This window comes from Pseudomonadota bacterium (assembly GCA_037200975.1).
In the GTDB taxonomy this organism is placed as follows: Bacteria; Pseudomonadota; Gammaproteobacteria; order Steroidobacterales; family Steroidobacteraceae; genus CADEED01.
This window is the reverse complement of sequence record JBBCGI010000001.1, coordinates 4,585,766-4,612,542: the sequence shown is the minus strand read 5'-3', so window position 1 is coordinate 4,612,542 and position 26,777 is coordinate 4,585,766. Positions and strand designations below refer to the sequence as shown.

Here is a 26,777-nt window from a genome sequence, read left to right as displayed (position 1 = left end):
AGCGAATGAGCGGCGCTCGTGGTTGAGTCGGCGGGCGGGCGCCGGTAATGTCGCGCGGTTGAATTCAGTCCCTCGCACTTTTGTCCTGATTCACGGCGGCTGGCATGGCGCCTGGTGCTGGCACCGGCTCGCGCCGCTGCTGCTGGCGCAGGGCCACCAGGTGGTCGCGCCAGATCTGCCGGCGATGGGCGCTGACAAATCGGACCCGGCGACGGTGACGCTGGCGAGCTGGACGAAGTTCGTGGTGGAACTCGTCGCCACGCAGAGTGAAAACGTCGTGCTCGTCGGGCACAGCCGCGCCGGCGCCATCATCAGCCAGGTTGCCGAGGCCATCCCGGAGCGCATGTTGCGGCTCGTCTATCTAGCGGCGTATCTGCTGCCGGCCGGGCGCAGCGTCGCGGCCGAGGCGCGTGAGGATGCGGATTCGCTCATTCCGGCCAACATGATGCCCGACACGCGTGGCGTGACCTGCACGCTGCGGACGGGGATCGCTGCCGAGGCGTTTTACGGGCAGTGCAGCGAGGGTGATCGCGCCGCTGCGTTGACGCGCCTGTCGCCGGAGCCCCTGAAGCCGCTCGCGGCCGCGGTGAAAGTGACCGCGCCGCGTTTTGGCGCCGTACCGCGTGTGTACGTCGAATGTACTGCCGATCGAACCATTTCGCTGGCCGCGCAGCGACGCATGCAGGCGGCGCTGCCCTGCACGCCGGTGTTCACGCTCGATGCCGATCACTCGCCCTTTTTATCGCGCGCCGCGGAATTGGCGCGCTTGTTAGGCGGGCTGTGAGCGGATATTGATCTCGATCTGGATGCCGTCCGGATCGAAGACGAACAACTGACGCAGATCGCTGCCCGGCACCTGGGTGCCGCGGTACTTCACGCCATGGCGCTCGAAGCTCGCCGTGAGCTCCTCGTAATTCGTGGCCGCGAAGGCGATGTGATCGACGCTGCCGCTGCCGTGTTTGACCGGATCCGCCGGATTGAGCGCCGTGCGGGAGGTGTCGTCGTAACTCGTGCGTCCCGCGACGTGGATGGCCGCGACGTCCCCGACATATATCCACAACCCATCGAACTTGAACGGCGGCCGCGGCCCCGTGCGCAGCCCCAGCACATCGCAGTAAAAGGCACGGGTCTTCTCGAGATCTTTCGACAGCACCATGTAGTGCTGCATGTGGGTGATGGGCATGGGATAAGTCGGTGCCGGGTCGGACTTAGGAAAATTGGCCGGAGGCACGTTAGCCGAAACGAGGGCTCATGCGCCAATTTTCCTAAGTCCGACCCGGCACCGACTTATCCCCACACCTCGCGGGCGATATCCACCACCAGCTTGAGCTTCTCCGTCTGCTGGCTCATCTGGATGTCGTTGCCGTGAAAGCTGCTGGAGAAGCCGCACTGCGGTGACAAGGCCAGCTGCTCGAGCGGCGCATACTTCGCCGCCTCGTCGATGCGACGCTTGATGTCGTCCCTGGATTCGAGCGCGCCGAGCTTGGTCGTGATCAAACCCAGCACGACGACCTTCCCCTTCGGCAGGAATCGCAAGGGCCGGAAATCCCCACTGCGCTCATCGTCGTATTCGAGGAAATACGCATCCACGTTCATCTCCGACAACAGCGCCTCGGCGACCGGCTCGTACCCGCCCTCGGCCGCATGCGTGCTCTTGAAATTGCCGCGGCATAGATGCACCGCGAGTATCATGCCCACGGGCTTCTGCGCCACCACGCGATTGATGAACGTCGCGTAGCGATGCGGCAGCTCGTTCGGATCGTCGCCGCGTGCGCGCGCCGCCTCGCGCATCTTCGGGTCGCATAGATAGGCGAGATTGGTGTCGTCCATCTGCACGTAGGTGCAGCCGGCCTTGGCGAGCGAACGCAGCTCATCGCCATACGCCTGCGCCACGTCGGCGTAAAACTGCTCGAGATCCGGATAATGCTCCTTGCTGATACCGGCGCGACCGCCGCGGAAATGCAGCATCGTGGGCGACGGAATCGTCACCTTCGGCGTCCGCTGCGTGTGTCGCTTGAGGAACTCGAAATCCGCTCGCTGGATGTCGCGTGCATGACGCACCTTCGCGGTGACCCGCATTACCGGCGGCGCGAGCTCCTCACTACCATCCGCCTTGATCACGATTTTCGGATCGTCCGACTGCACGCCGTCGAGTTGTTTGAGGAAGTCGATGTGAAAATACGTGCGGCGGAATTCGCCGTCGGTGATCGCATGCAGGCCGACGTCTTCCTGCATGCGAACGACCTCGGCGATCGCCTGGTCCTCGACCGCGCGCAACTTCGCCGCGTCGATCTGCTTGCGCTGAAATTGTTCGCGCGCGGCGAGCAGATATTCAGGACGCAGGAAGCTGCCGACGTGATCGGCGCGCGAGGGTAAAAACGAAGTCATTCACTCTCCGATAATCAGTTACTTACGAGGTACTGCTCAAGCGATGCCTCGCGCAGTTCGGAAGACGCGGGCCAGCAACTCTTGGCCCTCGGCGCCGACACGACTCCACTTCAACCGCAATGCAATTCGCGCCACAGCGAACCCGAACATCCACGCCCAACCACCGCATAACACGATGCTATTCTCGCCGCGCCATTTCGGTATCGGGGGATGCCAGCCTCATGACGAACAACGATCCGCGCAGCGCACTCGCCACTTCACCGATGAGCGCGCTGCAGATCATCGTGTGCACCATCACGGTGTTCCTGAACGCGCTGGACGGGTTCGACCTGCTCGCGATCAGTTTCGCAACGCCGGGCATCATGGCGGAATTCGGCCTCAAGGCCTCGAAGGAACTCGGTGTCGTGCTGGCGATGGATCTGCTCGGCATGGCCGCGGGCTCGTTCCTGCTCGGCGGCGTGGCGGACTACATCGGCCGCCGCCGCGCCATCCTGACGTTCCTGGTCGCCATGTCGGTGGGCATGTATTTCTGTTCGCTGGCCGACAGCCGCGAGCACCTTGCGATGTGGCGCTTCTTCACGGGCCTGGGGATCGGCGGAATGCTGGCCGCGATCAACGCCACCGCCGCGGAGTTCTCCAATGACCGCATGCGCAAATTCTGGATCGCGCTGATGACCATCGGTTACCCGCTGGGAAACATCCTGGCCGCATTCATCATCTCGCCGCTGTTGAAGACGCACAGCTGGCGTGTCGTATTCGAGCTCGGCGCGGGAGCCACCGCGGCGATGATTCCGGTCGTCTGGTTCTGCATGCCGGAGTCGGTGTCGTGGTTGTGCCGCAAGCAGCCGGCGAATGCGCTGGCGCGCATCAATGCGTCGCTGCGCCGCATGGGACGCCGCGCCATCGATGCACTGCCGCCGTTGGGCGCCGCGCCGCCGAAGGCGCCACTCGCGAGCGTATTCAGGCAGCCCTATCTATTGCTGACGCTGCTGCTCGTGTTCGCGTATTTCGCGCACATCACGACGTTCTACTACCTGCTCAAGTGGGTGGCGCCGATCGTCACGCAGCTCGGTTATTCGCCTTCCTCGATCGCGGACGTCCTGTTCTGGGCGAGTGTGGGCGGGGCGAGTGGCGGCGCGGTGCTCGGCCTGCTTTCGCTGCGCATGAATCTCATCTGGCTCACGAGCGGCGTGCTGGTGCTGGGGATGATATCGGTGTCGATCTTCGGCGCGGGCCAGAGCAATCTCGCGGAGCTCAAGGCGATCGTCGCGGTGTGCGGGTTCTTCACGAATGCCGGCATCGTCGGGTTGTACACGTTGCTGGCGCTGGCGTATCCGACCCATCTACGCGCCACTGGAACCGGCGTGGTGATCGGCGCCGGACGCGGTGGCGCGGCGCTGGCGCCGATCCTCGCCGGCTATCTATTTGGCCAGGGGATGTCGCTGCAGACGGTCTCGATCGTGATGGGTTGCGGGTCGTTGATCGGTGCGATCGCTCTGCTCTTCGTGAAGTTCGAGAGCACGTCGGAGGCCAGGTCGGTGTCGTAAGTCGGTGCCGGGTGAGACTTAGCTGACTTTCGCAGGCAAATCGCCGGATTCGAACATTCCAGTGATCACCCGCGCCTCCCATGCTGCCGCTCAGGCCATGAGAGAAGCGAATGCCACGGGCTCCCAGAATCCATGTTCCCGGCGGGTTCTATCACATCACGCTGCGCGGCAATCATCGCGAGGCCATTTTCGTCGTCGAGTCAGATCGGCTGCTGCTGAATACCATCGTGGAGCTCGCCTTGGCGACTCATGGCGCGCGAATCCACGCCTATTGCTGGATGACGAACCATCTGCACATGCTCGTCCAGATCGGCGCGGACCCGCTCGCGAACCTGATCCGCCGCATCGCTTCGGGCTACGCTCGTACCTTTCAGGCCAACCGTGACACCACGGGACACCTGTTCGAAAAACGGTATCACGCCGTGCTGGTCGACACAGACACTTATCTTCTCGAACTGATCCGGTACATCCATCTGAATCCGGTCCGCGCCAAGCTCGTACCCGAGGTGTCGCTCTATCGTTGGTCGAGCCATCACGCCTATCGCGGATTGAATGTCGATCGATGGGTGGCCACGGATTTCGCCTTGCAGATGTTCTCCGCGGATCGCGCGAAGGCGATCAAGGCGTATCGTGATTTTGTCGATTGCGATGCGGATGCTGTTCCCTCGCCGTTCGATGCGATTCAAGCGGATTGCCCTCACATTCTCGGCGGTGAAGGCTTCACGGCGCGCATGACGCAGCAAATGCAGAAATCTGCGACGAACAACACTCTGGATTTGCTGATAGCCGAAGGATGCAAGCGCCATGGGATGCGTCGTGAAGAGGTTGAGTCCGGTCGACGCAATGCGCGCGTTGCGCAAGTCAGGGCCTGGATCGCGAGTGAGGCAATAACGCGAGGCCTTGCGACTTTGACTGGCATCGCTCGCGCCATGAATTGCGATCCGAAAACGATAGCCAGGGCACTTCGTCTGCGTGCTGAGCGCTAGAAGTCTCTAAGTCCGACCCGGCACCGACTTACCCCAGCTTCAGCGCGCGGATCGCGTTCTCTTTCAAGATCAGGGGCTGCACTTCGGGCTTGAAGCCGGCGTCGGCGAAATCCTTCATCCAGCGGTCGGGTGTGATCAGCGGGAAATCCGAGCCGAACAACATCTTGTGCTTGAGCTGCGAGTTCGCGTAGCGGATCAGCTCGGGTGAAAAATACTTCGGCGACCAGCCCGACAGATCGATGTACACGTTCGGCTTGTGCAGGCACACCGACAGCGCCTCGTCCTGCCAGGGCCACGACGGGTGCGCGATGATCACCGTCATATCCGGAAAATCCGCCGCCACGTCATCGACGTGCATCGGGTTCGAGAACTTGAGCTTCAACCCGCCGCCGCCCGGCATGCCGGTGCCGATCCCGGAATGCCCGCTGTGGAAGATCGCCGGCAGTTTTGCCTCCGCAATCACCTCATACAGCTTGTACGCCATGCGATCGTTCGGAAAAAATCCCTGGCAGGTGGGATGAAACTTGAACCCGCGTACGCCGCCCTCTTCGATCAGGCGCCGCGCCTCGCGCGCGCCCATCTTGCCCTTGTGCGGATCGATGCTGGCGAACGCCAGCATGATGTCGGAGTTCTCGCGCGCCGCGTCGATCACTTCCTGGTTCGGAATGCGCCGCACGCCCATCTCGAATTCCGAATCGACCGTGAACATCACGAACCCGATCTTGCGCTCGCGATAGTAGGCGATGGTTTCGGGAATGGTCTTGCGCTTGTCGGCCTTGAAATATTTGGCCGCGGCGTCGTCGTAGGGCTGCTGCGCCTCATCCGGCTCCTGCCGGCAGGACACCTCGGCGTGTGTATGCACGTCGATCGCAATCAGATCTTTTACATTCAAGATGCAGCTCCGCGGCGCTCTTTGTCCCAGGCGGCAAGAGTACGGCCTTCGCGCACCAGGCGCACGAGCAAAGGCGCCGGCTCCCAGTGCATCGGTCCGAACAACGCGCGGTATTTCTCCATGCCCGCCAGCAACACCGGCAGGCCGAGCGTATCGGCGTAGAACATCGGTCCGCCGCGATAACGCGGGAAGCCATATCCCGCACACCACACCACGTCCACGTCGCCGGCGCGCTGCGCGATGCCCTCGTCGAGAATGCGCAGCCCCTCGTTCAGCAGCGGATAGAGGCAGCGCTCGAGGATCTCCGCATCGGTATGTGCACGCGGCAACACGCCGAGCTCCGCAGCCTTCGCCGCGATCAGCGCCAGCGCCTCCGGGTCATCGTGGCGCGTGCGATCGCCCTTCTCGTACCGGTAGTAACCCTTGCCGGTCTTCTGACCCAACCGCCCCGCCGAGTGCAGCGCGATGTCGGCCTGGTAATAACTCGGGTCCGGCGGATACCGCGCGGCATTCACGCGATGCACGTTCACGCCGACGTCCACGCCCGCCATGTCGAACACGGCAAGGATGCCCATGGCCATGCCGAAACCTTCGAGCACGGTATCGACGCGGCGCGGCGTCGCGCCCTCGAGCGTGAGGCGCTGCGCCTCGCGCGCATACCCTTCCATCATGCGATTGCCGATGAAGCCGTAACACACCCGTGCCAGCACCGGCGTCTTGCGCAGCAGTTTGGCGAGGTCCATCGCCGTGCGGATCGCGGTCGGCGATGTGGCCGCGGGCCGCACGACCTCCAGCAGCGGCATCACGTTGGCGGGCGAGAAAAAATGCAGCCCGATGACGTCCTGTGGACGCAGGGTCGAAGCCGCCAGTTCATCCACATCGAGCGTCGAGGTGTTGGACGCGAGCAGCGCACCGGGCTTGGCAACCTGCTCGAGCTGCGCGAACACCTGCTTCTTGAGACTCATGTCCTCGAACACGGCCTCGATGACGACATCGCAGCCCGCGAGGTCCTCATACCGCAGCGCCGGCGTGATGAACGCCAGGCGTCGCGCCTTCTCGGCGGCATCGATGCGGCCGCGTTTCACCATGCTTTCGAAGGTTGCATCGATCGTCGCCAGGCCCTTGTCGAGCCCGGCCTGGTTCGCATCGAGCAGCGTCACCGGCACGCCGGCATTGGCGAATGCAATCGAGATGCCGCCGCCCATCGTGCCCGCGCCGATCACACCCGCGCTCTTGATCTTGCGCGCCTCGCCCGGCGGCAAACCGTCGACTTTGCGGCTCTCGCGTTCGGCGAAGAACACGTGGATCGCGCCCCTTGCCTCGACCGTGGTCTTGGTCTGGTTCGCGAGTTTCTCTTCGAACAACAGGCCTTCGTCGAACGGCAGACGCGCGCTGGCCGCCACGGATTCGATGGCGGTCAGCGCGGCGCTGCGGTTCGGATACATCCGTGCCGCTTCTGCCTGCCATTTCGCCATCAGCTCCAGCGTCAAACTACCGGGATCGACGGTGCGCTCGGACGTGCGGCGCGGCCCGCGGCTCAGCGTTATCAGCTGCTGCGCATACGCGAGCGCACCCGCGACGAAATCACCTTCGATGATCGCGTCGATGAGGCCGAGCTTCTTCGCCGCCAGCGCATCGACCGGCTTGGCGTCAAAGATCATGCGCAGCGCGTTGTCCAGCCCTAACAGGCGCGGCAGCCGCTGTGTGCCGCCCGCGCCCGGAATGATGCCCAGCGTGACCTCGGGCAGCATGAATTTCGCCGTCGGTGTTGCGATGCGATAGTGGCAGGCCAACGCGATCTCGAGTCCACCGCCAATGGCCGAACCGTGCATCGCGGCAATCACGGGAATCTTCATGCCCTCGAACTTCGCCCACAGCGCGCGATATTCGGCCTCCTTCGGCGGCCCGGAAAACTCGTTGATGTCCGCGCCCGTGAAGAAGTTGTTGCCTTCGCAACGCAGGATGAGCGCGCGGGCGGTGTGGTCCGCGATGGCGTGATCGAGCGCCTCCGACATCCCGGCGCGCGCGGCGGCGGTAATCGTATTGACAGGCGGGTTATCCACCACGAGGACGAGAATTTCGCCGTGGCGTTGCAGCTCAACGATGGGTCGGGTCATTTGATGTCGGTCAGCTTACTCAAAAGTCGCAGCAGTTGATCGCGGCCGTCGAGGCCGATGCGATCGATGAGCCGTTGCTCGTGGGTGGCGTGGACTTCGCCGGCGCGTTGCATGAGGCGTTTGCCCTTCGCGGTCAGATACAGCTGGTAGCTGCGGGCATCGCTCGAGGACTTCTTGCGCACGATGAAGCCGCGCCGTTCGAGGTCCCCCATCGTCGCGACCGTGTTGGTCTTCTGGATACCCAGGGCCTCGCAGACGCCGGACTGGCTCGCGCCCGGGTTCTCCTCGACCATGAGCAGCAGCGTCAGCTGCACCGGCCGAAGCTCGAGCGGGGCCAGCGCGTCACTCAGGTTGGAATAGACGGCGCCCTGCGCGCGGCGCAGTGCGTAGCCGATCAATTCCCTCAACGGCGCCGTTCGAACCACCGCGTCCCCCTCCTCTGCAGAGCCATGCTGCATCCGGGCGCCCGCTTTCATCTCAACCCGGAGGGAAAGGATTTATCGATAGCTCGTATCAGAACTACGAATTGGTTACTGCAAATAGCTATCCCGTATAACTATCGCCGTCCAAAGTCGGGCGCCTCGGGGGAGGGAGTCATGGCAGCAGTGGAATCATTTTCGACGTTCGGGCTGGATCCGCGTCGCAAACTCACGTACTGGAACGAACGGGCCTGCGAGAGCTTCTCGCCGCTGGTATCCGATCCGGTCGACATCCGCACTTTCAACGGCAGCATCTCGCGCGCGGCCATCGGGGAGCTGACGCTCGCCGAGGTGTACTCCGACGCGCAGATCGTGCGGCACTCGCGTGCCCACGTCGCTCGCACCAGGAGCTCGCTGTTCTTCCTGCACCTGCAGATGGAAGGCGAAAGCATCAGCCGCCAAGACGGCCGCGAGGCCACCCTGCGGGCCGGGGATTTCACGCTCTGCGACAGCACGCGCCACTACGAAATCGCCTTCGGTGGCGCCAATCGCATGCTGGTGCTCGGCATCCCGGACGCCATCCTGCGTCGCCACATCGCCTGCCCCGAATGCCTGGTGGCGATCCCGATGCCCGCGGCCGGCGGCGTGTGCGCCCTGCTGTCGCGCTTCCTGCGCAATTTCTGGTTCGAATACCAGAAGAACCTCGACATGCCGACCGCGGCACGCGTCAACAATGCCATCCTCGACCTCGTGGCCGCGGCCTATGCCGATCTCCCGCAGTCGCGCTCGGATCGTTCCTCGCTGGCCACCGCGCATCGCATCCGCATCATCAATTTCATCGAAGCGCATCTCAACGATCCGGAGCTCACGCCGACCCGCATCGCCGATGCCTGCAAGATGACCACGCGTTACCTGCATCACCTGTTCAGCGATCAGGACGAGACCGTAGCGCGCTACATCCTGCGCCGCCGGCTCGAGGCGTGTTCGCGCGCGCTGCTGTCGCCTTCGCAGCGCGGCCGCACGGTCACCGCAATCGCCTTCGACTACGGCTTCAACAGCCCGACGCATTTCGGGCGCGTGTTCCGCGCCAAGTACGGCGCGACCCCGCGTGAATATCGCCGGGAGCAAGCCGCGGCGGCCTGAGCGGGTGCCGGGTGGGGAAACCGGGGATTCGCGTAACGTCGCGCGGGTTCGTCAGCTCGCGCTGATGAACTTCGTCACGAGACAGGCTTCGAGCCCTTCGATGCCCTCCTCGCTGCCGTGGCCGCTTTCCTTCACGCCGCCGAACGGCGATTCCGGCACCGAGATCTGGAAACTATTGAGGCCGATCATGCCGGCTTCGATGCGCTCGCCCAGCAACTGCACGCGTTGGGCATTGTTAGTGAAGCCAAATGCGGCCAGGCCATACGGCAACCGGTTCGCCTCGGCCAGCACCGCGTCGAAATCGCGGAACGGGTTCAAGATGGCGACGGGCCCGAATGGCTCGTCGTTCATGATGCGGGCGCTGTTCGGCACATCGGCGAGCACCGTCGGCTCGAAGAAGTAGCCTTTGCGGGCCATGCGCCTGCCACCGGCCAGCAACCGCGCGCCGTGCCCCAGCGATTCCTCGATGATCCCCTGCACCGCCGGCAACCGGCGCGCGTGGGCGAGCGGCCCCATGCGGTTGGCCTCGTCGAGGCCGTCGCCTACCGGCAGTGCATGTGCGCGCGCCGCGAAACCTTCGGCGAAACGCGGGTAGATGGACTCGTGCACGTAGAAGCGTGTCGGTGACACGCATACCTGCCCGGCGTTGCGGTACTTCGCAGTCACGCAGGCGTCGAGCACCTTCTCCACGTCGATGTCGTCGAACACGATCACGGGTGCGTGACCACCGAGCTCCATCGTGGTCCGCTTCATGCCATCGGCCGCAAGTTTCACCAGTTGCTTGCCGACCGGGATTGAGCCGGTGAACGACACCTTGCGGATGACCGGCGAGGCAATGAGATGGCTCGAGACCTCGTGGGGCACGCCGAATACGATGGCCAATACGCCCTTGGGCAGTCCCGCGTCTTGCAAGGCGTGCGCGACTGCCAACGCGCTGCCCGCGGATTCCTCCGCGGGTTTGAGGATGCAGGTGCAACCGGCCGCGAGCGCCGCGCCTATCTTGCGGGCTGGATTGCCCACTGGGAAATTCCATGGCGCAAAGGCCGCCACCGGGCCGACCGGCTCCTTTACGACAGTCATGCGCTGCCCCGGCAGACGCTGCGGCAACACGCGTCCATACGCACGCCGGCCTTCCTCCGCATACCAGTCGAAAATATCGGCCGCCATCTGCACTTCGATGCGAGTCTCGTGGATGCTCTTGCCCATCTCGAGAGTGGCGATACGCGCAATCTCTTCCGCACGCGCGCGCATCAGATCCGCCGCCTTGCGCAGGATCTTGCCGCGCGCCACTGGCAGCAACGTACGCCATTCACTCCAGGCACGTTGCGCGGCGAGGAGTGCACGATCGAGGTCCTGTGCGGTGGCGTGCGGCAACTGCGCTAACGCTTCTTCGGTCGCGGGGTTGATCAGCGCCTGTGTCCTGCGCCCGCCGGCGCCCAACCACTCGCCATCGATGAACAGGGAAAGTGGCGGAAAGGCGGGTGTGTTCATGATGGTCATGATCAAGCCGTCAGCACGCCTGCGTCGACTCGATTCTTCGTGAAGCGAAAGTAGCTGCGGCGTGCAATCGGCGCCGGCTCGGCCCGTGCGATGCTTTGCGCCATTCACCAGGCGCAGCACGATGCCAGCTTACAAACGCATTGCCACGGAAGAAGCCTTCGCCACGCGCGAACAGCTCGACGGCTTTCGCCGCCTGCTCGCGAACGGGTACGACGATCCCGGTTTCAAGAGCCTGTGGGGCTTCTATCTGGGCAGCCAATGTGAACGCGCGCGTTTCATCATCGATCGGCTGCAGGATCTCGGGCCGGCACGCATCGCCGACATGGATGCGAGCGGCATCGACATGCAGGTGTTGTCGCTGACCTCTCCCGGCGTGCAGGTGTTCGACGCGGCCACGGCGAATGCGCTGGCGGTTTCGAGCAACGACGAACTGGCCGCGGCGATCGCACGGTATCCGGCCCGTTATGCCGGGCTCGCGGCCTGCGCACCGCAGGATCCGCAGGCCGCCGCGCGCGAGATCGAACGCGGCGTGACCCGGCTCGGCCTGCGCGGCGTCATCATCAATTCGCACACGCAGGGCGAACGCCTCGACGACCCGAAGTTCTGGGACATCTTCGCGGCGGCCGAGGCGCTCGATGTTCCTATCTACCTGCATCCGAACGCGCCGCCGCGCGACATGATCGCGCCGTATCTCGAAGCGGGGCTGGACGGCGCGGTGTTCGGCTTCCAGGCGGAGACCGGCCTGCACCTGTTGCGCATCATCGTGGCCGGCGTGTTCGACCGATTCCCGAAACTCAAGATGATCGTCGGCCATTGCGGCGAGGCGTTGCCGTTCTGGGTATATCGCATCGACTACATGCATCGCGCGCAGCTCGCGGCGAATCGGTATCCGCAGTTGCGCAAGCTGAAGCGCACACCGGGCGAATACCTGCGCGACAACGTGTACGTGACCAACAGCGGCGTCGCCTGGGCGCCGGCCATCATGTTGTGCCACCAGGTGATGGGTGCGGATCACACGTTGTACGCGATGGACTATCCCTACCAGTATCTGCCGTCGGAAGTGACGGTGTCCGACGAGCTGCCGATGCCGGACGCCGACAAGAAGAAGTACTTCCAGACGAACGCGGAACGGTTGTTCAAGTTGGTGTCAGGTGGGACTTAGGGGAACTAGCGCGATGCGCTAGTTCCTCTAAGTCCCACCTGACACCAACGCGTCGATCACAGCTGCGCGGCGTTCGTCGCGGATCGCGCGCAAGGCGCGGGTCAGCGCGCCGTCCACCTGCGCTGCGATCTTCACGACCTCGACGTGCGCGCCGCCCGCGGCGGCGGCGATGCCGCCATAGTCCGGCGGTTGCGGGAAATCGATGTCGATGTTCGGCGCCCGGGCGGCGATTCCATCGGGATGCACGCTGACCACGGCCTGGCGCGGCGCACGCCAGCCGCCATTGTTGAGCACCACGTGCAGGAACGGCGCGTCGTAGCGCCGTGCCATCCAGTGTACGACCGACGGCTGGCAGAATAGATAGGAGCCGTCGCCGCAGATCGAAACCACCAGCGCATCGGGACGGGCAAGCTTCACGCCGAGCGCCGCACCGCCGTTGTAGCCCAGCGAACCCCCGCCGCTCGAGAACAAGGTACCGGCCTTCGTCCGCCGCAGATGCTGCGACACCACGTGGAAATTGGTGACCGCCTCGCTCACGACGATCGCATCTTCGCCGATCGCCTCCCGGATGCGCGCAACCAGGTATTCGGCACTCAATCCCTGCGCCGGTACCTGCTCATGACGCTCGATCTCGCTCTCCCACAACTCGTGCGCCGCCGTGAGGCGCGACCGCCGTTGCGCCAGCTTCGCCTCCGGCAGCTGTCCGCGCGCCGCCGACCGGATCTGCCGCAACGCGACCGCCGCCTCCGCGGCGCATTGCGTCGTGGCACCGATGTACCACAGCGGCATCTGCACCTTGAGAGGATCCGTATCGATGTGAAATATCCGCGCGCCCACGCGCGGATGACTGACCGCGCCGATCCACGGCACGTCACTGTCGACCACCAGCACCACGTCCGCCTGTGCCAGCGCCGCGTTCTGCCGCCGTTCGTTCCACTGCACGCCCAGATAATTCGGGTGCGTGGCCGGAAAATTCATGTAACTGGGCACCGACTCGACGACCCCCACGCCCAGCTCGCTCGCGAGCGCCGACAGCTCCGCCACCGCCGCTGGCGAGCGGCCGGCATACGAGGTGACGATCAGCGGGCAGTCGGCGTCGACGAGTGCCTGCGAAATCTGCACCACGCTCTCCGCGCTCAGCGCCGCCGGCGCCACCGGCTTCCAACGGGCCACGTCGATCGACACCCGCGCTACCTCCTGCTCGAGCGTCTCTCTCGCCGCCGTCACGTACACCGGCCCGCGCGGCGCGCTGTGTGCGAACTGCAGCGCGCGGTGCACGATCTGCCTGGCGTTGGCGCCGTGGCGGATTTCGTTCTCGTGGCGCACATATCCGCGCACCAGCCCGCGTTGATCGGGCACGTCCTGGATCCACTGGATGAATTCATTGCGGCTGCCGCGCGCTTCGCCTTCCTGCGTCGCCGGGGAAAGCCCCGCAAGGATGAAAACCGGCACGCGGCCCTTGGCCGCATTGTGCACGGCGCCACCCAGCGCCTGCGTCCCGCAGTCGACGTGCACCAGCACCGCCTGCGCGCGGCCGGTAGTTTGGGCGTAGCCATGCGCCGCGGACATCGCAACCATTTCCGCCGGGCACGTGACGACCCGCGGACAGGGCCTGCCCGCCACCCGCGCCTGCGCGATGGCCTCGATCAGGCCCGGATGATCGCTGCCGAAATTGGCAAAGATGAATTCGACGCCGGCCTCGGCCAGCGCTTCCAGGATCGCGGAGCTCGTGGTGTACATCCGCCCCACTCTCGGCGCTCGCGGCCCGCTCACTCGACCGCGGCGGAAACCCGATTCGACGCTAGACGAACATCAGCACCAGCGGTATCCAGATCGAACCCAGGAATACTGAAATCGCCGCGGCGCCGGTGGCGAGATCGAGGTCCAGCCCTTCCCGCGCGGACAGCACGACCGCGGTGAACCCTATGGGCGCGGCAGCGCCGATGACCGCGATCTGTGCCGCGCTGCCTTCGAGTCCAAACAACCAGACCAGCGTCAAACCGACCAGGGCGCCGAAGCCCGTCCTCAGCACCACGGCGACGATCACCTCCGGGCGCCGGATGCCCCGTGCGCTCACGAGCAGACCCATCGCGAGCGGCACCAGCAGGATCAACATCTGCCCGAGCAGCAACGCCGCGTGCAGGAAGTCGTGCGGCACCGGCGCGCCGCCGACGTTCAGCCCCAGGGCGATGAACAATACCCACAATGGCGGGGCCAGCAGCGTCCGCCGCAACAGCACCGGGATGTCATCGCCATGCCCGCCGTACTTGCAGGCGACCACGGTGGTCACCGTCCACACCAGCAACGCGTGGCCCATGTCGAACATCACCAGCTGCGAAAAGGCCGCCGTTCCGAGGCTCAACGCCGCGAAGGGATACACCATCGAATTGTTGATGGACATGGCGCACATTGCGAGCGCGCCCTCCCCCGTTTTCGGCAGACCGAAACGGCGTGCCGCGATCACCGCCGCGCCCCAGCCGGCGAGCGACGTGCAGATCGCCGCCACCGGCAGCAGCGCCTGTTCGCGCACCAGCGGTATGTCGGTCAGCGCGCCGAAGATCAGGATCGGCAAGCCGATGTTGAAGACGAACGTCAGCAGCCAGCGCCCTTCGCGCGCGCCCGCCCACCCCGTGCGTCGCGCGGCGACGCCGATGAAGAACAGGCCCGCGACCGCCGCGAGCCGCCAGTGCGTGCTGAGAAATTCCACGGGCGCAATCTAGCGCAATCACTCTGGTACCAGAGTGAAAAGTCATGAGTGGCGCGTTGACTTGGCGACGCGCCGCGGCGTGTACTCGCGCCAGGCACCCGGAGGACGAACCATGATCGAGCTGTTCACGGCCGCGACGCCCAATGGCTGGAAAATATCCATCGCGTTGGAGGAGCTCGGGCTGCCGTATACCGTCCGGCAGATCGCGCTGTCGAAGCTCGAACAGAAAGAAGAATGGTTTCTGAAGATCAATCCGAACGGGCGCATCCCCGCGATCGTCGATCACGGCAACGGCGATTTCGCGGTGTTCGAGTCCGGCGCCATTCTCATTTATCTCGCCGAGAAGACCGGCAAGCTGCTGCCTGCGGATGCCAAGGCGCGCTCGACCGTGCTGCAGTGGCTGATGTTCCAGATGGGCGGCATCGGACCCATGATGGGCCAGGCCAATGTGTTCTTCCGGTACGCGCCGGAGAAGATCCCGTACGCGATCGATCGGTATCAACGCGAGGTGCGGCGGCTGTTCGAAGTGATGGAACGTCAGCTTGCCAACCACCAGTACATCGCGGGCGGCGACTACTCGATCGCGGATATCGCGTTATGGAGCTGGGTGGCTGGTTTTGCCTGGTCGGGCGTCGATATCGACGGCCTGCCGCATTTGAAACGCTGGCTCGATCTCATCGGCGCGCGCCCGGCGGTGATCAAGGGCCGCGCGGTGCCGCCAGCCGCGGACGTGGGCGACAAGGACAAACAAACCGTGGAGTCGGGCCGCAAGATGCTGGCGTGAGAGCGCTCTGCCGGGCGTCGATTTCCGGCATTCTTATTTCGGCGGTTCGTACGTCGCCGCGCCCGCGAGACCGAGCACCGCCACGCACTTCTCGCGCGTCTCTTCGTACGGCACCGGCAAGGTACGAATTTCGCCGTTCTTGAGAAACCGCCATTCCGGTGGATAGACCCAGTCGCTGATCGGCTGTGCCCACAGGCCGAGCTTCTTCGAACGCGCCTCCTGCTCGAGGTCGCAGAACTTCGGGTTCTTCATGTAGCGCCGGTACGCCCAGGCGTGCCCGTCGCGCAGCATGGCTTCATTGATGTTGATGCGTTTGCCGTCCGCGACCAGCCACACCGTGGCGACCAGGCGGCGGAATTGGTCCTGCGTGACGATTTCGAGCTCGACATCGGATCCCACCGGCAACATGGACTTCAATGCTGCGGATGCCGTCATGCCATAAGGCTGGTCGTATTCGGGCGTGTCGACCGCGGAGAACCGCACCCGCGCCGGCCCGGCATCGAGCTGCACTTCGATCGAATCGCCGTCGTTCACCTTGGTGACCTTGGCCAGCAGGATCGGCAGCTTCGAATCGGCCGCCATGGCCGAGCCGCTCAAGGCCAGAAATACGCAACCCACGGCAATCGCGAACCGCGCGCGCGTCTTACGGCGCATGGCGCGGCTCACTAACTACATTGGCGGCGGGGTCAGTTCTTCGGCACGATACTGGCGGACTTGCTGGCCGGCGCGGCGGCCGCGGCGGCATCGATGGCCTGGTCTTCATGCGCACGGTGTATCACATACGCCCGCACATTTTCACTGTCCTCGGTGCTCACCTCGGCCGCGAACGACACCATGCCGCGCGACACGCGTTCTCCGCCCCGCACGACGCTCTCCCACGCCTTTGGATCGCGATTGATCATTGACAAACGCAGATCGGGCAACACGCCGCCGCTCACCGCCGAATCGCCGTGGCAGACGCTGCAATATGTATGAAACACGGCTTTTCCCGCCGTCCACGTCTGCGCGTCGCCGATCTCGGGCGGCGGATCGAGTGTGACTGCTTCAGCCTTGGGCACGTCGGGCAACCTGGCTTCGCCGCCGAGCTTGAATGCCAGCACGCGCGGAATGTTCGAAGCCAGATGCGCGTCGCGCGCCAGCTCTCCCGCGGCCAGGCCGAACGCGCCGCCCCAGCCCACCTCGATCGCCACGTATTGTTCGCCGTCCACTTCATAGGCGATTGGCGCGGCCAACACGCCGGCTTGGGTGGGCGCGGACCAGAGTTTCTGACCGTTGGTGGCGCGATAGGCCGTGAACTCGCCCTGCGAATTCCCCTGGAACACCAGATTGCCGGCGGTGGCCAGCGTGCCGCCATTCCACGGATGTTCGAACTGCGCGCGCCACACTTCTTTCTGCGCCACAGGGTCCCACGCCACCAAGTGGCCCTTGAGGCCTGCCTTCGCGCCCGCGCGCACCTCGGCAATGGCGGGCAAACTACCCGCGTTGAAGTCGACGCCCGTCGCCCAATGTAGTTTGCTGCCCACGGCGCTCGCCGCGGGAACGAACGGAAATCCACTTTCCATCACCGGGAAATACACCAGGCCCGTCACCGGCGAGAAACTCATCGGCTGCCAGGAGTGCGCGCCGCCGGCCCCCGGGACGACCATCGCAGGCTTGCCGGTACGGTCGTAACGCGCCTCCCGGGTCTCCTTCGGCCGGCCGGTCTTCGCGTCGAGACCCGTGGCCCAGTTCATCGGCGCGTACGCCGCGCCCGAGATGAACTCACCCGTCGCACGATCGAGCACGTAGAAGAAGCCGTTCTTCGGCGCCTGCATGATGACCTGCCGCGGTTTGCCGGCGATGGTCAGGTCCGCGAGCATCATGGGCTGGGTCGCGGTGTAGTCCCAGGTTTCGCCCGGCGTCGTCTGGAAGTGCCAGACGTATTCGCCGCTCGCCGCCTGCAACGCGACGATCGACGATAGATAGAGGTTGTCGCCGCCCTTCGGGCTGCGCAGCTTCTGATTCCAGGGGCTGCCGTTGCCAACGCCTATATAAATGAGGTCGAGCTTCGGATCGAAGACGATGGAATCCCACACCGTGCCGCCGCCGCCGAGCCGCCAGTACTCGCCATTCCACGTCTTCGCGGCCTTCTCCAGCGCCGTGCTCTCGAACGGCAGCGACGGATCGCCGGGCACCGTGTAGAAGCGCCACAACTGCTTGCCCGTCTCGGCGTCGTACGCGGTGACGAAGCCGCGCACGCCGAGCTCGGCGCCGCCGTTGCCGATCAGTACGCGGCCGCCGAACACGCGCGGCGCGCCGGTGATGGTGTAACGCGTGTTGTCGGGCACGGTCTTCACGTCCCACACTTGTTTGCCGGTTGCTGCATCGACGGCGACCAGCCGGCCATCGAGCGTGCCCAGGTACAACTTGCCGTTCCACGCGGCGACGCCGCGATTCACGACGTCGCAGCAGGCGTTCACGCCCGATTCGCCCGGCACCTTCGGGTCGAACACCCATTTCTGTCGGCCGGTCTTCGCGTCGAGGGCAAACAACTTGCTCCAGGCGGAAGTCACGTACATCACGCCGTCGATGACCAGCGGCGTCGACTCCTGCGCGCGATGCACGCTGTCGAGATCGAAAGCCCAGGCTAGTCCGAGCTGCGACACGTTGCCGGAATCGACCTTGTCGAGCGGGCTGAAACGCTGTTCGTCGTAGGTACGGCCGTAAGACAGCCATTCGCGCGGATCGGCGTTGACGATGCGTGCGGCGTCGACCAGCGCGGTGGGTTTCGGCGGCGGCGCGGCGGCGGGCCGGTCATCGCAACTCAACAGCAATAGCAGCGCTGCCGCCAACGCGCCCTGATGAAGTCTCATGCATCCCCCCGTTAGTCGCCCGACGCCGGGCAATCGATTCCCGCTCGTCCATATTGCTCACCCGACTCGCCGGTGGGGCTCGACTATCGACGACCCGCATATCGATTGGCAGCGAAGGCGCCAGGTACGGGTATCCGTTTCAGACCGTGGGACTCGCGCAAACTCGAAGTGACGGAACCGCGGGGTGCGGCCTCTTCGGCGCTATCGACCGCGCGCGTTCAGATGACGTTGCCGGTCTTCGCGGCCGCGCAATGCCTGGCGATGAAGTCCGCATGGCCAGGCAGCGTGCCCGCCGCATGGCCGATGATCCGTCGCAGATCCTCGAGGTACCCGGCGCGATCCTTCGCCGCGACTGCCTCGACGAACGGATGCGTGGCCTGCGGCTTTACGCCCTGCCCCCATAACACCTGCAGCCAGCTGGTGAGCTGGAACAGATCGTCGCTCGCACAGTGGATGCCGCCGGACTCGCGGAACAACTCGATGCGATGCCGCAGCGAGTCGGGGATCGACATGTTCCGGCAGGCATCCCAGAACGGCTCGCCGACGCGATTGTTGGCGTGGTAGTGCAGGATGATGAAGTCGCGGATGTAGTCGTATTCCGCCGAGGCGGCGCGGTTGAACTCGCGGCGCCGCTCCTCGACGTTGCCGGCGTGCGGGAAAAGCAGGATCAGCCGCTGGATCGTCACCTGGATCAGGTGGATCGAGGTGGACTCGAGCGGCTCGAGGAACCCGCTCGCGAGCCCCATGCAGACCACGTTGCGGTTCCAGAGCTGCTTGCGGCGCCCGGTGGTGAATTTGATGAGGCGTGGTTCGGCGAGCGCTGGCGCATCGAGATTCGCGAGCAGCAACTCGCTCGCTCGCGCGTCGCTCGTGAAGGCTGACGAATAGACATGGCCATTGCCGGTGCGGTGCTGCAGCGGGATACGCCATTGCCAGCCGGCTTCGAGCGCCGTGGCGCGTGTGTATGGAGTCAACGGAGTCGTGCTCGACGAGGGCACCGCCTGCGCGCGATCGCAGGGCAGCCATGCCGTCCAGTCGTCGTAGCCGGTCTTGAGCGTCTGCTCGATCAGCAGCCCGCGGAAACCCGTGCAGTCGATGAAGAAATCCGCCGCGAGCTCGCGCCCGTCTTCGAGCTTGAGCGCGCGCACGTCGCCGTCGGCGGTTTGCAACGCGCCGGCGATCTTCGCGTCGATGCGCCGCACGCCCAGCGCCTGCGCGAACCGGGATAGATAGGCGGCGTACAGTGAGGCGTCGAAATGGAACGCCCACATGAGGCCCGCGAGCGGCGTTTCGGGTATACGTTCGAGGCGCGCGAAGCGCGACTGCTTCGCCGCCAGCCAGTTCAGGCTGTAGTCCCATAACGAGCCCGCGGTGCCCGCCGCCTGGTCGCGCAGGAAATATTGATGAAACGGTACATAAGCGAGGTCGCGGCCCACCGGGCCGAAGGCGTGCATGTACGACTGGCCTTTTTCGAACCAGTCGACGAACTCGATGCCGAGCTTGAACGTGCCCTGGGTGTGACGCAGGAACTCGTCTTCGTCGATCTTCAGCAGCCGGTTGAACTGCGCGATCGCCGGAATGGTCGCTTCCCCCACGCCGACGATGCCGATCTCGGACGATTCCACCAGCGTGATCGAAAGGCGCGGCCCCAGCACGCGCGCGAGCGCCGCCGCGGTCATCCAGCCCGCGGTGCCGCCGCCGGCGATGACGACCGATCTGATTTCCGGATTCACCATCGCGCCAGCATCTCAGGAAAATCGGGCGGAAAGAAACACACCCGCCGGCGCTGTTGCCGGCGGGTGTCGATCGCGTAACCCCTAGAACTTATATGTCAGCGCGAGCGAGTAGACCGCACCATATTTCTGGTACTTGACCAGGTTGTACGGACCTTCACCGACCGCGCTGAGCACGAACGGCTCGTCGGTCAGGTTCGTGCCCTGGAGACTCACGCTGAGTCCTTCGAGCGTGCCCTGCCTGAACTCATAGCCGACCTGCGCGTCGAGGATGGACTCGGACTTCACGTTGTTGAAGGTGAGATTCGACGAGTAGTCGGGCACCTCGCCGAGGAAGTCCCCGCGGAAGCGATTGCTCACGCGTGCCGAGAAGCCGGCCTTCTCGAAGTACAGCGTCGTGTTGAACACCTTGGTGGAAAGGCCGGGGACGTCCGTCGGAATGTCGTTGATCAGGATCTCCGACTCGTTCTTGGCGGCGCTCGCGACCAGGCCGAAGCCGTCGAGCACCGGCGTGAACAGCGAGAACGGCAGCGACACGGTCAGCTCAACGCCCCGGATGTAGCCGCCACTGCCGTTCACCTTCACCGACGAGACGCCGTTTCGATTGGCATCCGCCTCGGTGTATATCGTGGGATCCGTCGGCAACTGCTGATCCGGAAGCAATACACCTTCGAAGCTCGTGATGACCGAGCGGGTGGCGATGTAGGTAGTCAGGTTCTTGTTGTAAACGGCGAGCGAAACGTAACCCTGTTCGGCGAAGTATTTCTCGAACGACAGGTCGAAGGTGGTCGCCTTCCACGGTTTGAGGTTGGGATTGCCGCCGCCGTTACGTGACCAGTACAGGAACTGTCCGTCGACGTTGGGCGGGGTCGCCGAATCTGGCACCACGGTGTATCCGGCGCCACCAGCCAGCTCATCCATGCGAGGACGTGCCTGCGTGATGGCCGCGCCAAAACGCAGCTTCATGTCATGCGGCAGTTCCAGCGCGAGGTTCATGCTCGGCAGGATGTCGGTGTATTTGGTGCCCTGGGTCACCATCGAGGCGCTCTGCTCCAGCGCCGGCACGCAGGTCGGCTCGGGGCAGGCCGGCGAATAGAGGTTGAGATCGGACGACTGGTCGGCCGTGATGCTCTGCACGCCGATGTTGCCTCGCAGCGGCAGTTTGCCGATGTGCGTATCGATGCCGAACTTCACGAATGCGGTGGTGAGCTTCTCGGTCACGCGCCAGTCGTTGGTGACCGAACTCTGGCGATCGCCGGAGCCGACCGCCGGGTTTGGATCGTCATACGCATCGATCGGCTGCCAGAAGCCGCTGTTGTACAGGCCGATGGCGTCGTAACCGATCATGCCGTACGGGCTGCCGAAGAACGACGTGTTGGCAATGCCGGTGCGGAATTCCTCCGGCACCACGGCATGCGAGATGTCTCCTGGCAGGTACAGCACGCTCTGGAAATTCTCTTTCGACTTCACGCGCTCGGCGTAGTTGACACCGAACTTCACGTTCTCGAGGAACGTGCCGATCTTGCGCTCGGCCGAGAGCCGGATCGCCTTGATCTCGTCGTTGATCTCGGGGTGGCCGACGAAGCCGGAACGGCGCGGTCCACCGCCCCAGGCGCCCGGGTCCGTGAGAAACACGCTGCCGTAGTCGCTGTAGTTGAGCGTGGGCGACAGGTGCGAAATGCCGTCGGGATCGGTCGTGAATGAAACCGTCTCGGCCGGCGGCAACAGCTCCGGATCGTTGTTGGTGCCGAGCCCCGCGGTGGATTCCACGCGCAGATCGTCGCGCTCGACCTTCGAGTAGCTCAGATCTGCGTTCAGGTTCCAGTTGTCGGTCAGCGCGTAGTCGGTGTTCAAGCCGATCGAGTCGATGTTCGCCCGGCGGTCGTTGTTGTAGTTCTCGATGACCACGAACGGCACGTTGGTGAAAGTGCCCGATTGAATGCGGTCTTTGACGAGCGGACCCGGGTTGGTGAGCGTCGCTCCCGCCCAGATCGTGCCGTACTCGATACGCTGGATGGTCTGCAGCTCCTTGAAATCGGAGTGGTAGACGTCGAGCAGCATGTGCAGCTGGTCGTTCGGCGCGAACTCCACCACACCCATGTAGCCCATGCGTTCGTAGAACGACGACTGCACGCCGTCCTTGTCGCCGCCGATGATCTTCTCACCGGGGCCGGTCGGAGAATCCGCGTAACCCCAGGGCTCGCGCGTCTGCGCCTGGTACGGGCTCTTGTTGTAGGCGACACCGAAGGCGACGCCCAGCGTGTGGTCGCGGAACTGATCGATGTAGGTGAGGTTCGCGCGATTGCCGGCGTCTTCGAGGCCGGGAATGTTGGCGTCCTGCGCGTTCTGCTCGCGGCGATAGCTGACCACCGTTCTGCGGCTGTCGTAGGCGAGCGGATGCACGGTCTGCACGTCGGTGGTGCCGGCGATGCCCTGATAGGCCATGCCCGCATCAGGCGTCTTGTAGATGTTGACCTGCGTGACGAGTTCGGACGGGTACTGGTCGAATTCGACCGTGCGATTGTCGTTCGTAGTGGCCTGCTCGCGGCCGTTGAAGGTCGTGACGGTGAAATCGGGGCCCAGTCCGCGGATCGACAACGTCTGGGCGCGGCCGTTGGTGCGCTGGGCCGCGATGCCCGGCAGCCGCGCGATGGATTCGGCGATGGAACTGTCGGGTAGTTTGCCGATGTCCTCGGCCGAGATCGATTCGACGATGGAAGATGAACTCTTCTTGACGCTGATGGCGTCCTGGATGCTCTTGCGCAACCCGGTGACCACGACTTCTCCGATCTCCTCGGAGTCGGCCACCTGCTGCTGCGCGAGCGCGGTGCCGGCACCGCCGACCAGGAAGATGGCACAACCCGCCGCGGCGGAAGCCATGTCCCCTTTGCGGCGGCGCTGCATCGGCGCGCTGCGATTACCCTTCGGTCTGAAAGTGTTCACTCTGTCCCCTCCTAACTATTTGTTGTCGATCCGCGCGTGGGCGCGATCCCGCAAAGAAAACGGTGGAGCATAATTCTTGTCGGCAAGGATGTTGTCAGCGGCGGCCGCTTGGCAATCGCATGCATACGTATTCACGGCGCGCCCCGCCGGAAAACACTGAACTCCCAGGGCGCGAGGAACACCGCCGGCAGCGCCGCCGCGCGTTGACCATTTCCGCCGGCGGGCGTGATCTCGCGGTACTCGCCCGCGTCGCTCTCTACCGTACCCGCATAACTCAGCGACGACAGGTTGATCACGACGATCAGCGTTTCGCCGGCCGTAACCCGCTCGAAACTCAGCACGCGCTGCTCGTCGTCGTTGCGCAGCCAGCGCACCGTGCCGCGCGTCAGCGCCGGGTGGGCGCGGCGTAGCGCCGCGAGCGCCTGGTAGAAAGGCGTGACGTCGGGTCGCCGCTCGAGCATCTCCCACTGGATTGGCGTGCGCTCGAACAACGCCGGCGCGGCAGATTCGGTGGTGTCACCCACCTCCATGCCGTTGTAGAGCAGCGGTACGCCATCGAGCGTGAACATCAGCGCCGATGCGGCCAGCGCCGCCTTCAATCCCGCCTGTCCGGTGGTGCGCAACTGGTCGTGGTTGTCCGAGAAGCGCAGCCGCAAGGCGCCACGCGGATAGCGAGCCTCGGCGCGCTCCCAGGTGGCGCGCACCTGCGATGCGGGCCCCTTGCCCGTGAGTGCATCGTTGACCGCGTGGTAGAAATCCCAGGCGTAGTCGATGTCGAAAGCCTTGCGTAGCAGCGCCGGATCGTCAGCCTCGGCGAGCAACGCCAATCCCGGGCGAACCAGATCGAGCTCGGTCCGCAGCGCCTCCCAGAAATCCGTCGGCACTCCGCTCGCGTAGTCGCAGCGGAAGCCGTCGAGTTGATAGTCGCGCAGCCAGCGCGCCAGCATGCCGGTCATGTACGTTCGCAACGCGGGATTCGAATAATCGAGCTGTGCCACGTCGACCCAGTCCGGATTCGGTGCCACGATGCGGCCAGCAGTATCGTGTCGGTACCAGTCAGGGTGCTGCGAGATGAGTGTCGCGTCCCATGACGTGTGGTTCGCAACGATGTCGATGAACACCTTCATGCCGCGTTCGTGCGCGGCCTTGACGAGGCGCTTCAGATCTTCGGGCGAACCGTAGTCGGGATTGATCGCGTCGTAGTCGCGAACCGCGTAAGGGCTGCCGAGCGTGCCCTTGGCCTTTTCCCTGCCCATCGGGTGGATGGGCATCATCCACAACACACTGACGCCGAGCTTCTCGAGACGATCCAGTTGGGCAGTGACGCCCTTGAAGTCGCCGTCGCGGGAGAACACGCGCGGGAATATTTCGTAAACCACGGCATTGCGCAGCCAATCGGGACTGTGACGCGCCGGGATGCCGCTGCCGTTGTCCGCCGCACGCGACGGCGCGGTACCGGCCAGCGCCATCCACAGCAGGAGGGCGCATGACACGCAGGCAAGCGCGCGGCAGCGAAACGCATTCAAACCCATCCACCCTCCCTCACGTTGAACTCCGAGCGTCGCGCGAAGATAGCAGCGCACTTCCGGCGCACGTTTTGAATACGTATGCACGTTGCCACCCCGCGCGGAGAATGCGCGCTAAGCTTCGGCCGGTGATTCCCCGCGCCCCACAAAAAGAAAACCCCGCCGACCGAGGGGGTCGGCCGGCGAGGCGTGACGAAAGCCGGCATGCCGGCCGTTCAACGTCGAGTGCGACGAATGTTAGGAAACGCCTTCGTGGCGTCGCAACGTGGTGCATACGTATTCAGGCGGAAATCGCCCGCCGCGATCAGACAGAATCGCACTCCGCATCGAACTTCCGCCTCGCGAGCACTTCATGACCATCGCCGCTCGTCCCCTGACCTCGCCCTCCGTGGCGCCCGCGAATCCGTGGTGGCGCGGAGCGGCTATCTACCAGATATATCTGCGCAGCTTCTACGACACCAACGCCGACGGCATCGGCGACCTGCCCGGCATCCTGGCGAAGCTCGACTACGTCGCTTCGCTCGGCGTCGACGCGATCTGGATTTCGCCGTTCTTCAAGTCGCCGATGGCGGATTTCGGCTACGACATCGCCGACTACTGCGCCGTCGATCCCATTTTCGGCACACTTGGGGATTTCGACCGCGTCGTGGCCAAGGCGCACGCTGCGGGTCTCAAGGTCATGATCGACCAGGTGCTGAGCCACACCTCCGACCAGCACGCCTGGTTTCAGGAGAGCCGGCAGAACCGCGACAATCCGAAGGCGGACTGGTACGTGTGGGCCGACGCGCGCTCCGACGGCACGCCGCCCAACAACTGGTTGTCGATCTTCGGCGGTGTCGCCTGGCGGTGGGAGCCGCGCCGCGGCCAGTACTACCTGCATAATTTCCTCGCCCAGCAGCCCGATCTGAATTTCCACAATCCGGACGTGCAGCGCGCCGCACTGGACGCCGTGCGCTTCTGGCTCGAGCGCGGCGTCGACGGACTGCGCCTCGACGCGATCAACTTCTGTTTTCACGATGCGCAGCTGCGCGACAATCCACCGCGCCCGCCGCAGGAACGCAAGGCCACCGGGTTCAAGAACGACAATCCGTACGGCTATCAATGGCACCGCTTCAACAACACACAGCCGCAGATGCTGCCGTTCCTCGAACGGCTGCGACAAATGCTCGATGAATTTCCGGATGTGGTGGCGCTTGGCGAAATCTCCTCGGACGACTCCACCGCGACCGTCGCCGAGTACACGCAGGCCGGCCGCCTCCACATGGCGTATTCGTTCGAGCTACTCAGCAACGAGAGCTCACCGCGGCACATCCGCGCCACCGTGGAGAACCTCATCCGCCGCGCGCCCGAAAGCTGGCCGTGCTGGACGATCTCCAACCACGACGTCGAGCGGGTCGTTAGTCGATGGGGTCGAAGCGTGCCCCAGGTGCCTCACTTCGCCACCCAGCTGACGGCATTGGTATGCGCGCTGCGCGGCTCGGTGTGCGTGTTTCAGGGAGAGGAGCTCGGCCTGGACGAGGCCGACCTGCCCTTCGAGTCGCTGCGCGATCCCTACGGCATCGCTTTCTGGCCGGCATTCAAGGGCCGCGACGGCTGCCGTACCCCGATGCCCTGGGACGCCACTCCACTGGCGGGTTTCTCGACCGTCGAACCGTGGCTGCCGGTACCCGTGCAACACCTGGGGCTGTCAGTTGTCGCCCAGGAGTGCGAACCGACTTCGGCGCTGCACGGATTCCGGCGCCTGCTTGCATGGCGCCGCCGGCATCCGTTGCTGATCAACGGCAACATCGAATTCCTCGCCGCCAGCGACTCGATCCTGGCGTTCCGCCGCTACGACAAGGCGGATGCCATCCTGGTCGCGTTCAATCTGTCGCCGGCACCGGCCAGCATTCCCCTGCCTGGCCTCGACATCGGAGCTGCACTCGGCGGCCACGGTCTTCCCGAAGGCGCGATTGCTAGCGCTACCTTGAGTCTGCCGGGACACGGCGTTGCGTTTTTTCAACTCGCAGCGCCTTGATTTCTTTAAAGCCCTCGTGTTTTTGCGCGGTGCAGTAGCTTTTCCCGCACGCCCCCGTGCA

At 64.6% G+C, this 26,777-nt stretch carries 20 protein-coding genes; 7 read left to right on the top strand and 13 right to left on the bottom strand.

All coding sequences use genetic code 11. From position 1 onward, the window contains the following. Positions 1 to 58 precede the first annotated feature (58 nt). Positions 59 to 784 carry an alpha/beta fold hydrolase gene (locus tag WDO72_20700; protein MEJ0088095.1) on the top strand — a complete coding sequence of 242 codons (726 nt, stop codon included), beginning with the start codon at positions 59 to 61 and terminating at the stop codon, positions 782 to 784. On the opposite strand, the gene WDO72_20695 is transcribed toward WDO72_20700, so the two are convergent. Together WDO72_20695 and WDO72_20690 are read right to left on the bottom strand one after the other, a co-directional pair. Further along, positions 770 to 1,183, bottom strand: coding sequence for a VOC family protein (locus WDO72_20695; protein MEJ0088094.1), 414 nt, complete (start codon positions 1,181 to 1,183; stop codon positions 770 to 772). The two genes, WDO72_20700 and WDO72_20695, sit on opposite strands and share 15 nt — an antisense overlap. Before the next feature lie 104 nt (positions 1,184 to 1,287). Continuing rightward, the gene (locus WDO72_20690; GenBank protein ID MEJ0088093.1) at positions 1,288 to 2,388 is read right to left on the bottom strand and encodes a 5-methyltetrahydropteroyltriglutamate--homocysteine S-methyltransferase; all 1,101 of its coding nucleotides are present in this window, start codon (positions 2,386 to 2,388) and stop codon (positions 1,288 to 1,290) included. Positions 2,389 to 2,609: 221 nt separating this feature from the next. On the opposite strand from WDO72_20690, the gene WDO72_20685 reads away from it, so the two are divergent. Together WDO72_20685 and WDO72_20680 are read left to right on the top strand one after the other, a co-directional pair. Beyond that, positions 2,610 to 3,935: an MFS transporter gene (locus WDO72_20685; protein ID MEJ0088092.1), complete on the top strand. Its 1,326-nt coding sequence runs from the start codon at positions 2,610 to 2,612 to the stop codon at positions 3,933 to 3,935. Positions 3,936 to 4,045: 110 nt separating this feature from the next. Further along, complete coding sequence (locus tag WDO72_20680; GenBank protein MEJ0088091.1) at positions 4,046 to 4,921, top strand: transposase; 876 nt, start codon at positions 4,046 to 4,048, stop codon at positions 4,919 to 4,921. Positions 4,922 to 4,949: 28 nt separating this feature from the next. Here the strand turns inward: WDO72_20680 and WDO72_20675 are convergent, their stop codons facing one another. Genes WDO72_20675 through WDO72_20665 form a run of 3 tightly spaced genes read right to left on the bottom strand, consistent with a single transcriptional unit; the run spans position 4,950 to position 8,355 of the window. Next, a complete protein-coding gene (locus WDO72_20675) occupies positions 4,950 to 5,813 on the bottom strand; it encodes an amidohydrolase family protein (GenBank protein MEJ0088090.1) in 864 nt (287 codons plus the stop codon). After that, on the bottom strand, positions 5,810 to 7,930 hold the full coding sequence (locus WDO72_20670; GenBank protein ID MEJ0088089.1) for a 3-hydroxyacyl-CoA dehydrogenase NAD-binding domain-containing protein: 2,121 nt from the start codon (positions 7,928 to 7,930) through the stop codon (positions 5,810 to 5,812). Before WDO72_20670 ends, WDO72_20675 begins: the two co-directional genes overlap by 4 nt. Beyond that, positions 7,927 to 8,355 (bottom strand): MarR family winged helix-turn-helix transcriptional regulator, encoded by a 429-nt coding sequence (locus tag WDO72_20665; GenBank protein ID MEJ0088088.1) that lies wholly within the window; start codon positions 8,353 to 8,355, stop codon positions 7,927 to 7,929. Before WDO72_20665 ends, WDO72_20670 begins: the two co-directional genes overlap by 4 nt. A 171-nt stretch (positions 8,356 to 8,526) precedes the next feature. Here WDO72_20665 and WDO72_20660 point away from each other — a divergent pair, with 171 nt between their 5' ends. Beyond that, a complete protein-coding gene (locus tag WDO72_20660; protein MEJ0088087.1) occupies positions 8,527 to 9,492 on the top strand; it encodes a helix-turn-helix domain-containing protein in 966 nt (321 codons plus the stop codon). A 51-nt stretch (positions 9,493 to 9,543) separates the two neighbouring features. On the opposite strand, the gene WDO72_20655 is transcribed toward WDO72_20660, so the two are convergent. Next, the gene (locus tag WDO72_20655) at positions 9,544 to 10,992 is read right to left on the bottom strand and encodes an NAD-dependent succinate-semialdehyde dehydrogenase (protein ID MEJ0088086.1); all 1,449 of its coding nucleotides are present in this window, start codon (positions 10,990 to 10,992) and stop codon (positions 9,544 to 9,546) included. Positions 10,993 to 11,113: 121 nt separating this feature from the next. Here WDO72_20655 and WDO72_20650 point away from each other — a divergent pair, with 121 nt between their 5' ends. Further along, entirely contained in the window at positions 11,114 to 12,154 is a 1,041-nt protein-coding gene (locus tag WDO72_20650) for an amidohydrolase family protein (GenBank protein MEJ0088085.1), read from the top strand. A gap of 27 nt (positions 12,155 to 12,181) precedes the next feature. On the opposite strand, the gene WDO72_20645 is transcribed toward WDO72_20650, so the two are convergent. Further along, entirely contained in the window at positions 12,182 to 13,894 is a 1,713-nt protein-coding gene (locus tag WDO72_20645; GenBank protein MEJ0088084.1) for a thiamine pyrophosphate-requiring protein, read from the bottom strand. A 61-nt stretch (positions 13,895 to 13,955) separates the two neighbouring features. Beyond that, positions 13,956 to 14,861 (bottom strand): hypothetical protein, encoded by a 906-nt coding sequence (locus tag WDO72_20640; protein ID MEJ0088083.1) that lies wholly within the window; start codon positions 14,859 to 14,861, stop codon positions 13,956 to 13,958. 112 nt (positions 14,862 to 14,973) lie between these two features. On the opposite strand from WDO72_20640, the gene WDO72_20635 reads away from it, so the two are divergent. Next, positions 14,974 to 15,645, top strand: a complete 672-nt coding sequence (locus WDO72_20635) for a glutathione S-transferase N-terminal domain-containing protein (GenBank protein ID MEJ0088082.1) — start codon at positions 14,974 to 14,976, stop codon at positions 15,643 to 15,645. A gap of 33 nt (positions 15,646 to 15,678) precedes the next feature. On the opposite strand, the gene WDO72_20630 is transcribed toward WDO72_20635, so the two are convergent. From WDO72_20630 to WDO72_20610, 5 genes are all read right to left on the bottom strand, one after another. Then, a complete protein-coding gene (locus tag WDO72_20630) occupies positions 15,679 to 16,299 on the bottom strand; it encodes a thermonuclease family protein (GenBank protein MEJ0088081.1) in 621 nt (206 codons plus the stop codon). 32 nt (positions 16,300 to 16,331) lie between these two features. Next, positions 16,332 to 18,497, bottom strand: a complete 2,166-nt coding sequence (locus tag WDO72_20625; protein ID MEJ0088080.1) for a PQQ-dependent dehydrogenase, methanol/ethanol family — start codon at positions 18,495 to 18,497, stop codon at positions 16,332 to 16,334. 218 nt (positions 18,498 to 18,715) lie between these two features. Beyond that, positions 18,716 to 20,233, bottom strand: coding sequence for a tryptophan halogenase family protein (locus tag WDO72_20620; GenBank protein MEJ0088079.1), 1,518 nt, complete (start codon positions 20,231 to 20,233; stop codon positions 18,716 to 18,718). Positions 20,234 to 20,314: 81 nt separating this feature from the next. Then, complete coding sequence (locus tag WDO72_20615) at positions 20,315 to 23,173, bottom strand: TonB-dependent receptor (GenBank protein MEJ0088078.1); 2,859 nt, start codon at positions 23,171 to 23,173, stop codon at positions 20,315 to 20,317. A gap of 131 nt (positions 23,174 to 23,304) precedes the next feature. Then, on the bottom strand, positions 23,305 to 24,666 hold the full coding sequence (locus tag WDO72_20610) for an alpha-amylase family glycosyl hydrolase (protein ID MEJ0088077.1): 1,362 nt from the start codon (positions 24,664 to 24,666) through the stop codon (positions 23,305 to 23,307). A gap of 385 nt (positions 24,667 to 25,051) precedes the next feature. Here WDO72_20610 and WDO72_20605 point away from each other — a divergent pair, with 385 nt between their 5' ends. Continuing rightward, positions 25,052 to 26,716 (top strand): alpha-glucosidase family protein, encoded by a 1,665-nt coding sequence (locus WDO72_20605; protein ID MEJ0088076.1) that lies wholly within the window; start codon positions 25,052 to 25,054, stop codon positions 26,714 to 26,716. Positions 26,717 to 26,777: the final 61 nt, after the last annotated feature.

Coding starts and splice junctions, on each gene's coding strand:
- WDO72_20695 (MEJ0088094.1), bottom strand. CDS start 1,183: ATGCCCATCACCCACATGCAGCACTACATGGTGCTGTCGAAAGATCTC.
- WDO72_20690 (MEJ0088093.1), bottom strand. CDS start 2,388: ATGACTTCGTTTTTACCCTCGCGCGCCGATCACGTCGGCAGCTTCCTG.
- WDO72_20685 (MEJ0088092.1), top strand. CDS start 2,610: ATGACGAACAACGATCCGCGCAGCGCACTCGCCACTTCACCGATGAGC.
- WDO72_20680 (MEJ0088091.1), top strand. CDS start 4,046: ATGCCACGGGCTCCCAGAATCCATGTTCCCGGCGGGTTCTATCACATC.
- WDO72_20670 (MEJ0088089.1), bottom strand. CDS start 7,930: ATGACCCGACCCATCGTTGAGCTGCAACGCCACGGCGAAATTCTCGTC.
- WDO72_20660 (MEJ0088087.1), top strand. CDS start 8,527: ATGGCAGCAGTGGAATCATTTTCGACGTTCGGGCTGGATCCGCGTCGC.
- WDO72_20655 (MEJ0088086.1), bottom strand. CDS start 10,992: ATGACCATCATGAACACACCCGCCTTTCCGCCACTTTCCCTGTTCATC.
- WDO72_20650 (MEJ0088085.1), top strand. CDS start 11,114: ATGCCAGCTTACAAACGCATTGCCACGGAAGAAGCCTTCGCCACGCGC.
- WDO72_20645 (MEJ0088084.1), bottom strand. CDS start 13,894: ATGTACACCACGAGCTCCGCGATCCTGGAAGCGCTGGCCGAGGCCGGC.
- WDO72_20635 (MEJ0088082.1), top strand. CDS start 14,974: ATGATCGAGCTGTTCACGGCCGCGACGCCCAATGGCTGGAAAATATCC.
- WDO72_20630 (MEJ0088081.1), bottom strand. CDS start 16,299: ATGCGCCGTAAGACGCGCGCGCGGTTCGCGATTGCCGTGGGTTGCGTA.
- WDO72_20625 (MEJ0088080.1), bottom strand. CDS start 18,497: ATGAGACTTCATCAGGGCGCGTTGGCGGCAGCGCTGCTATTGCTGTTG.
- WDO72_20620 (MEJ0088079.1), bottom strand. CDS start 20,233: ATGGTGAATCCGGAAATCAGATCGGTCGTCATCGCCGGCGGCGGCACC.
- WDO72_20605 (MEJ0088076.1), top strand. CDS start 25,052: ATGACCATCGCCGCTCGTCCCCTGACCTCGCCCTCCGTGGCGCCCGCG.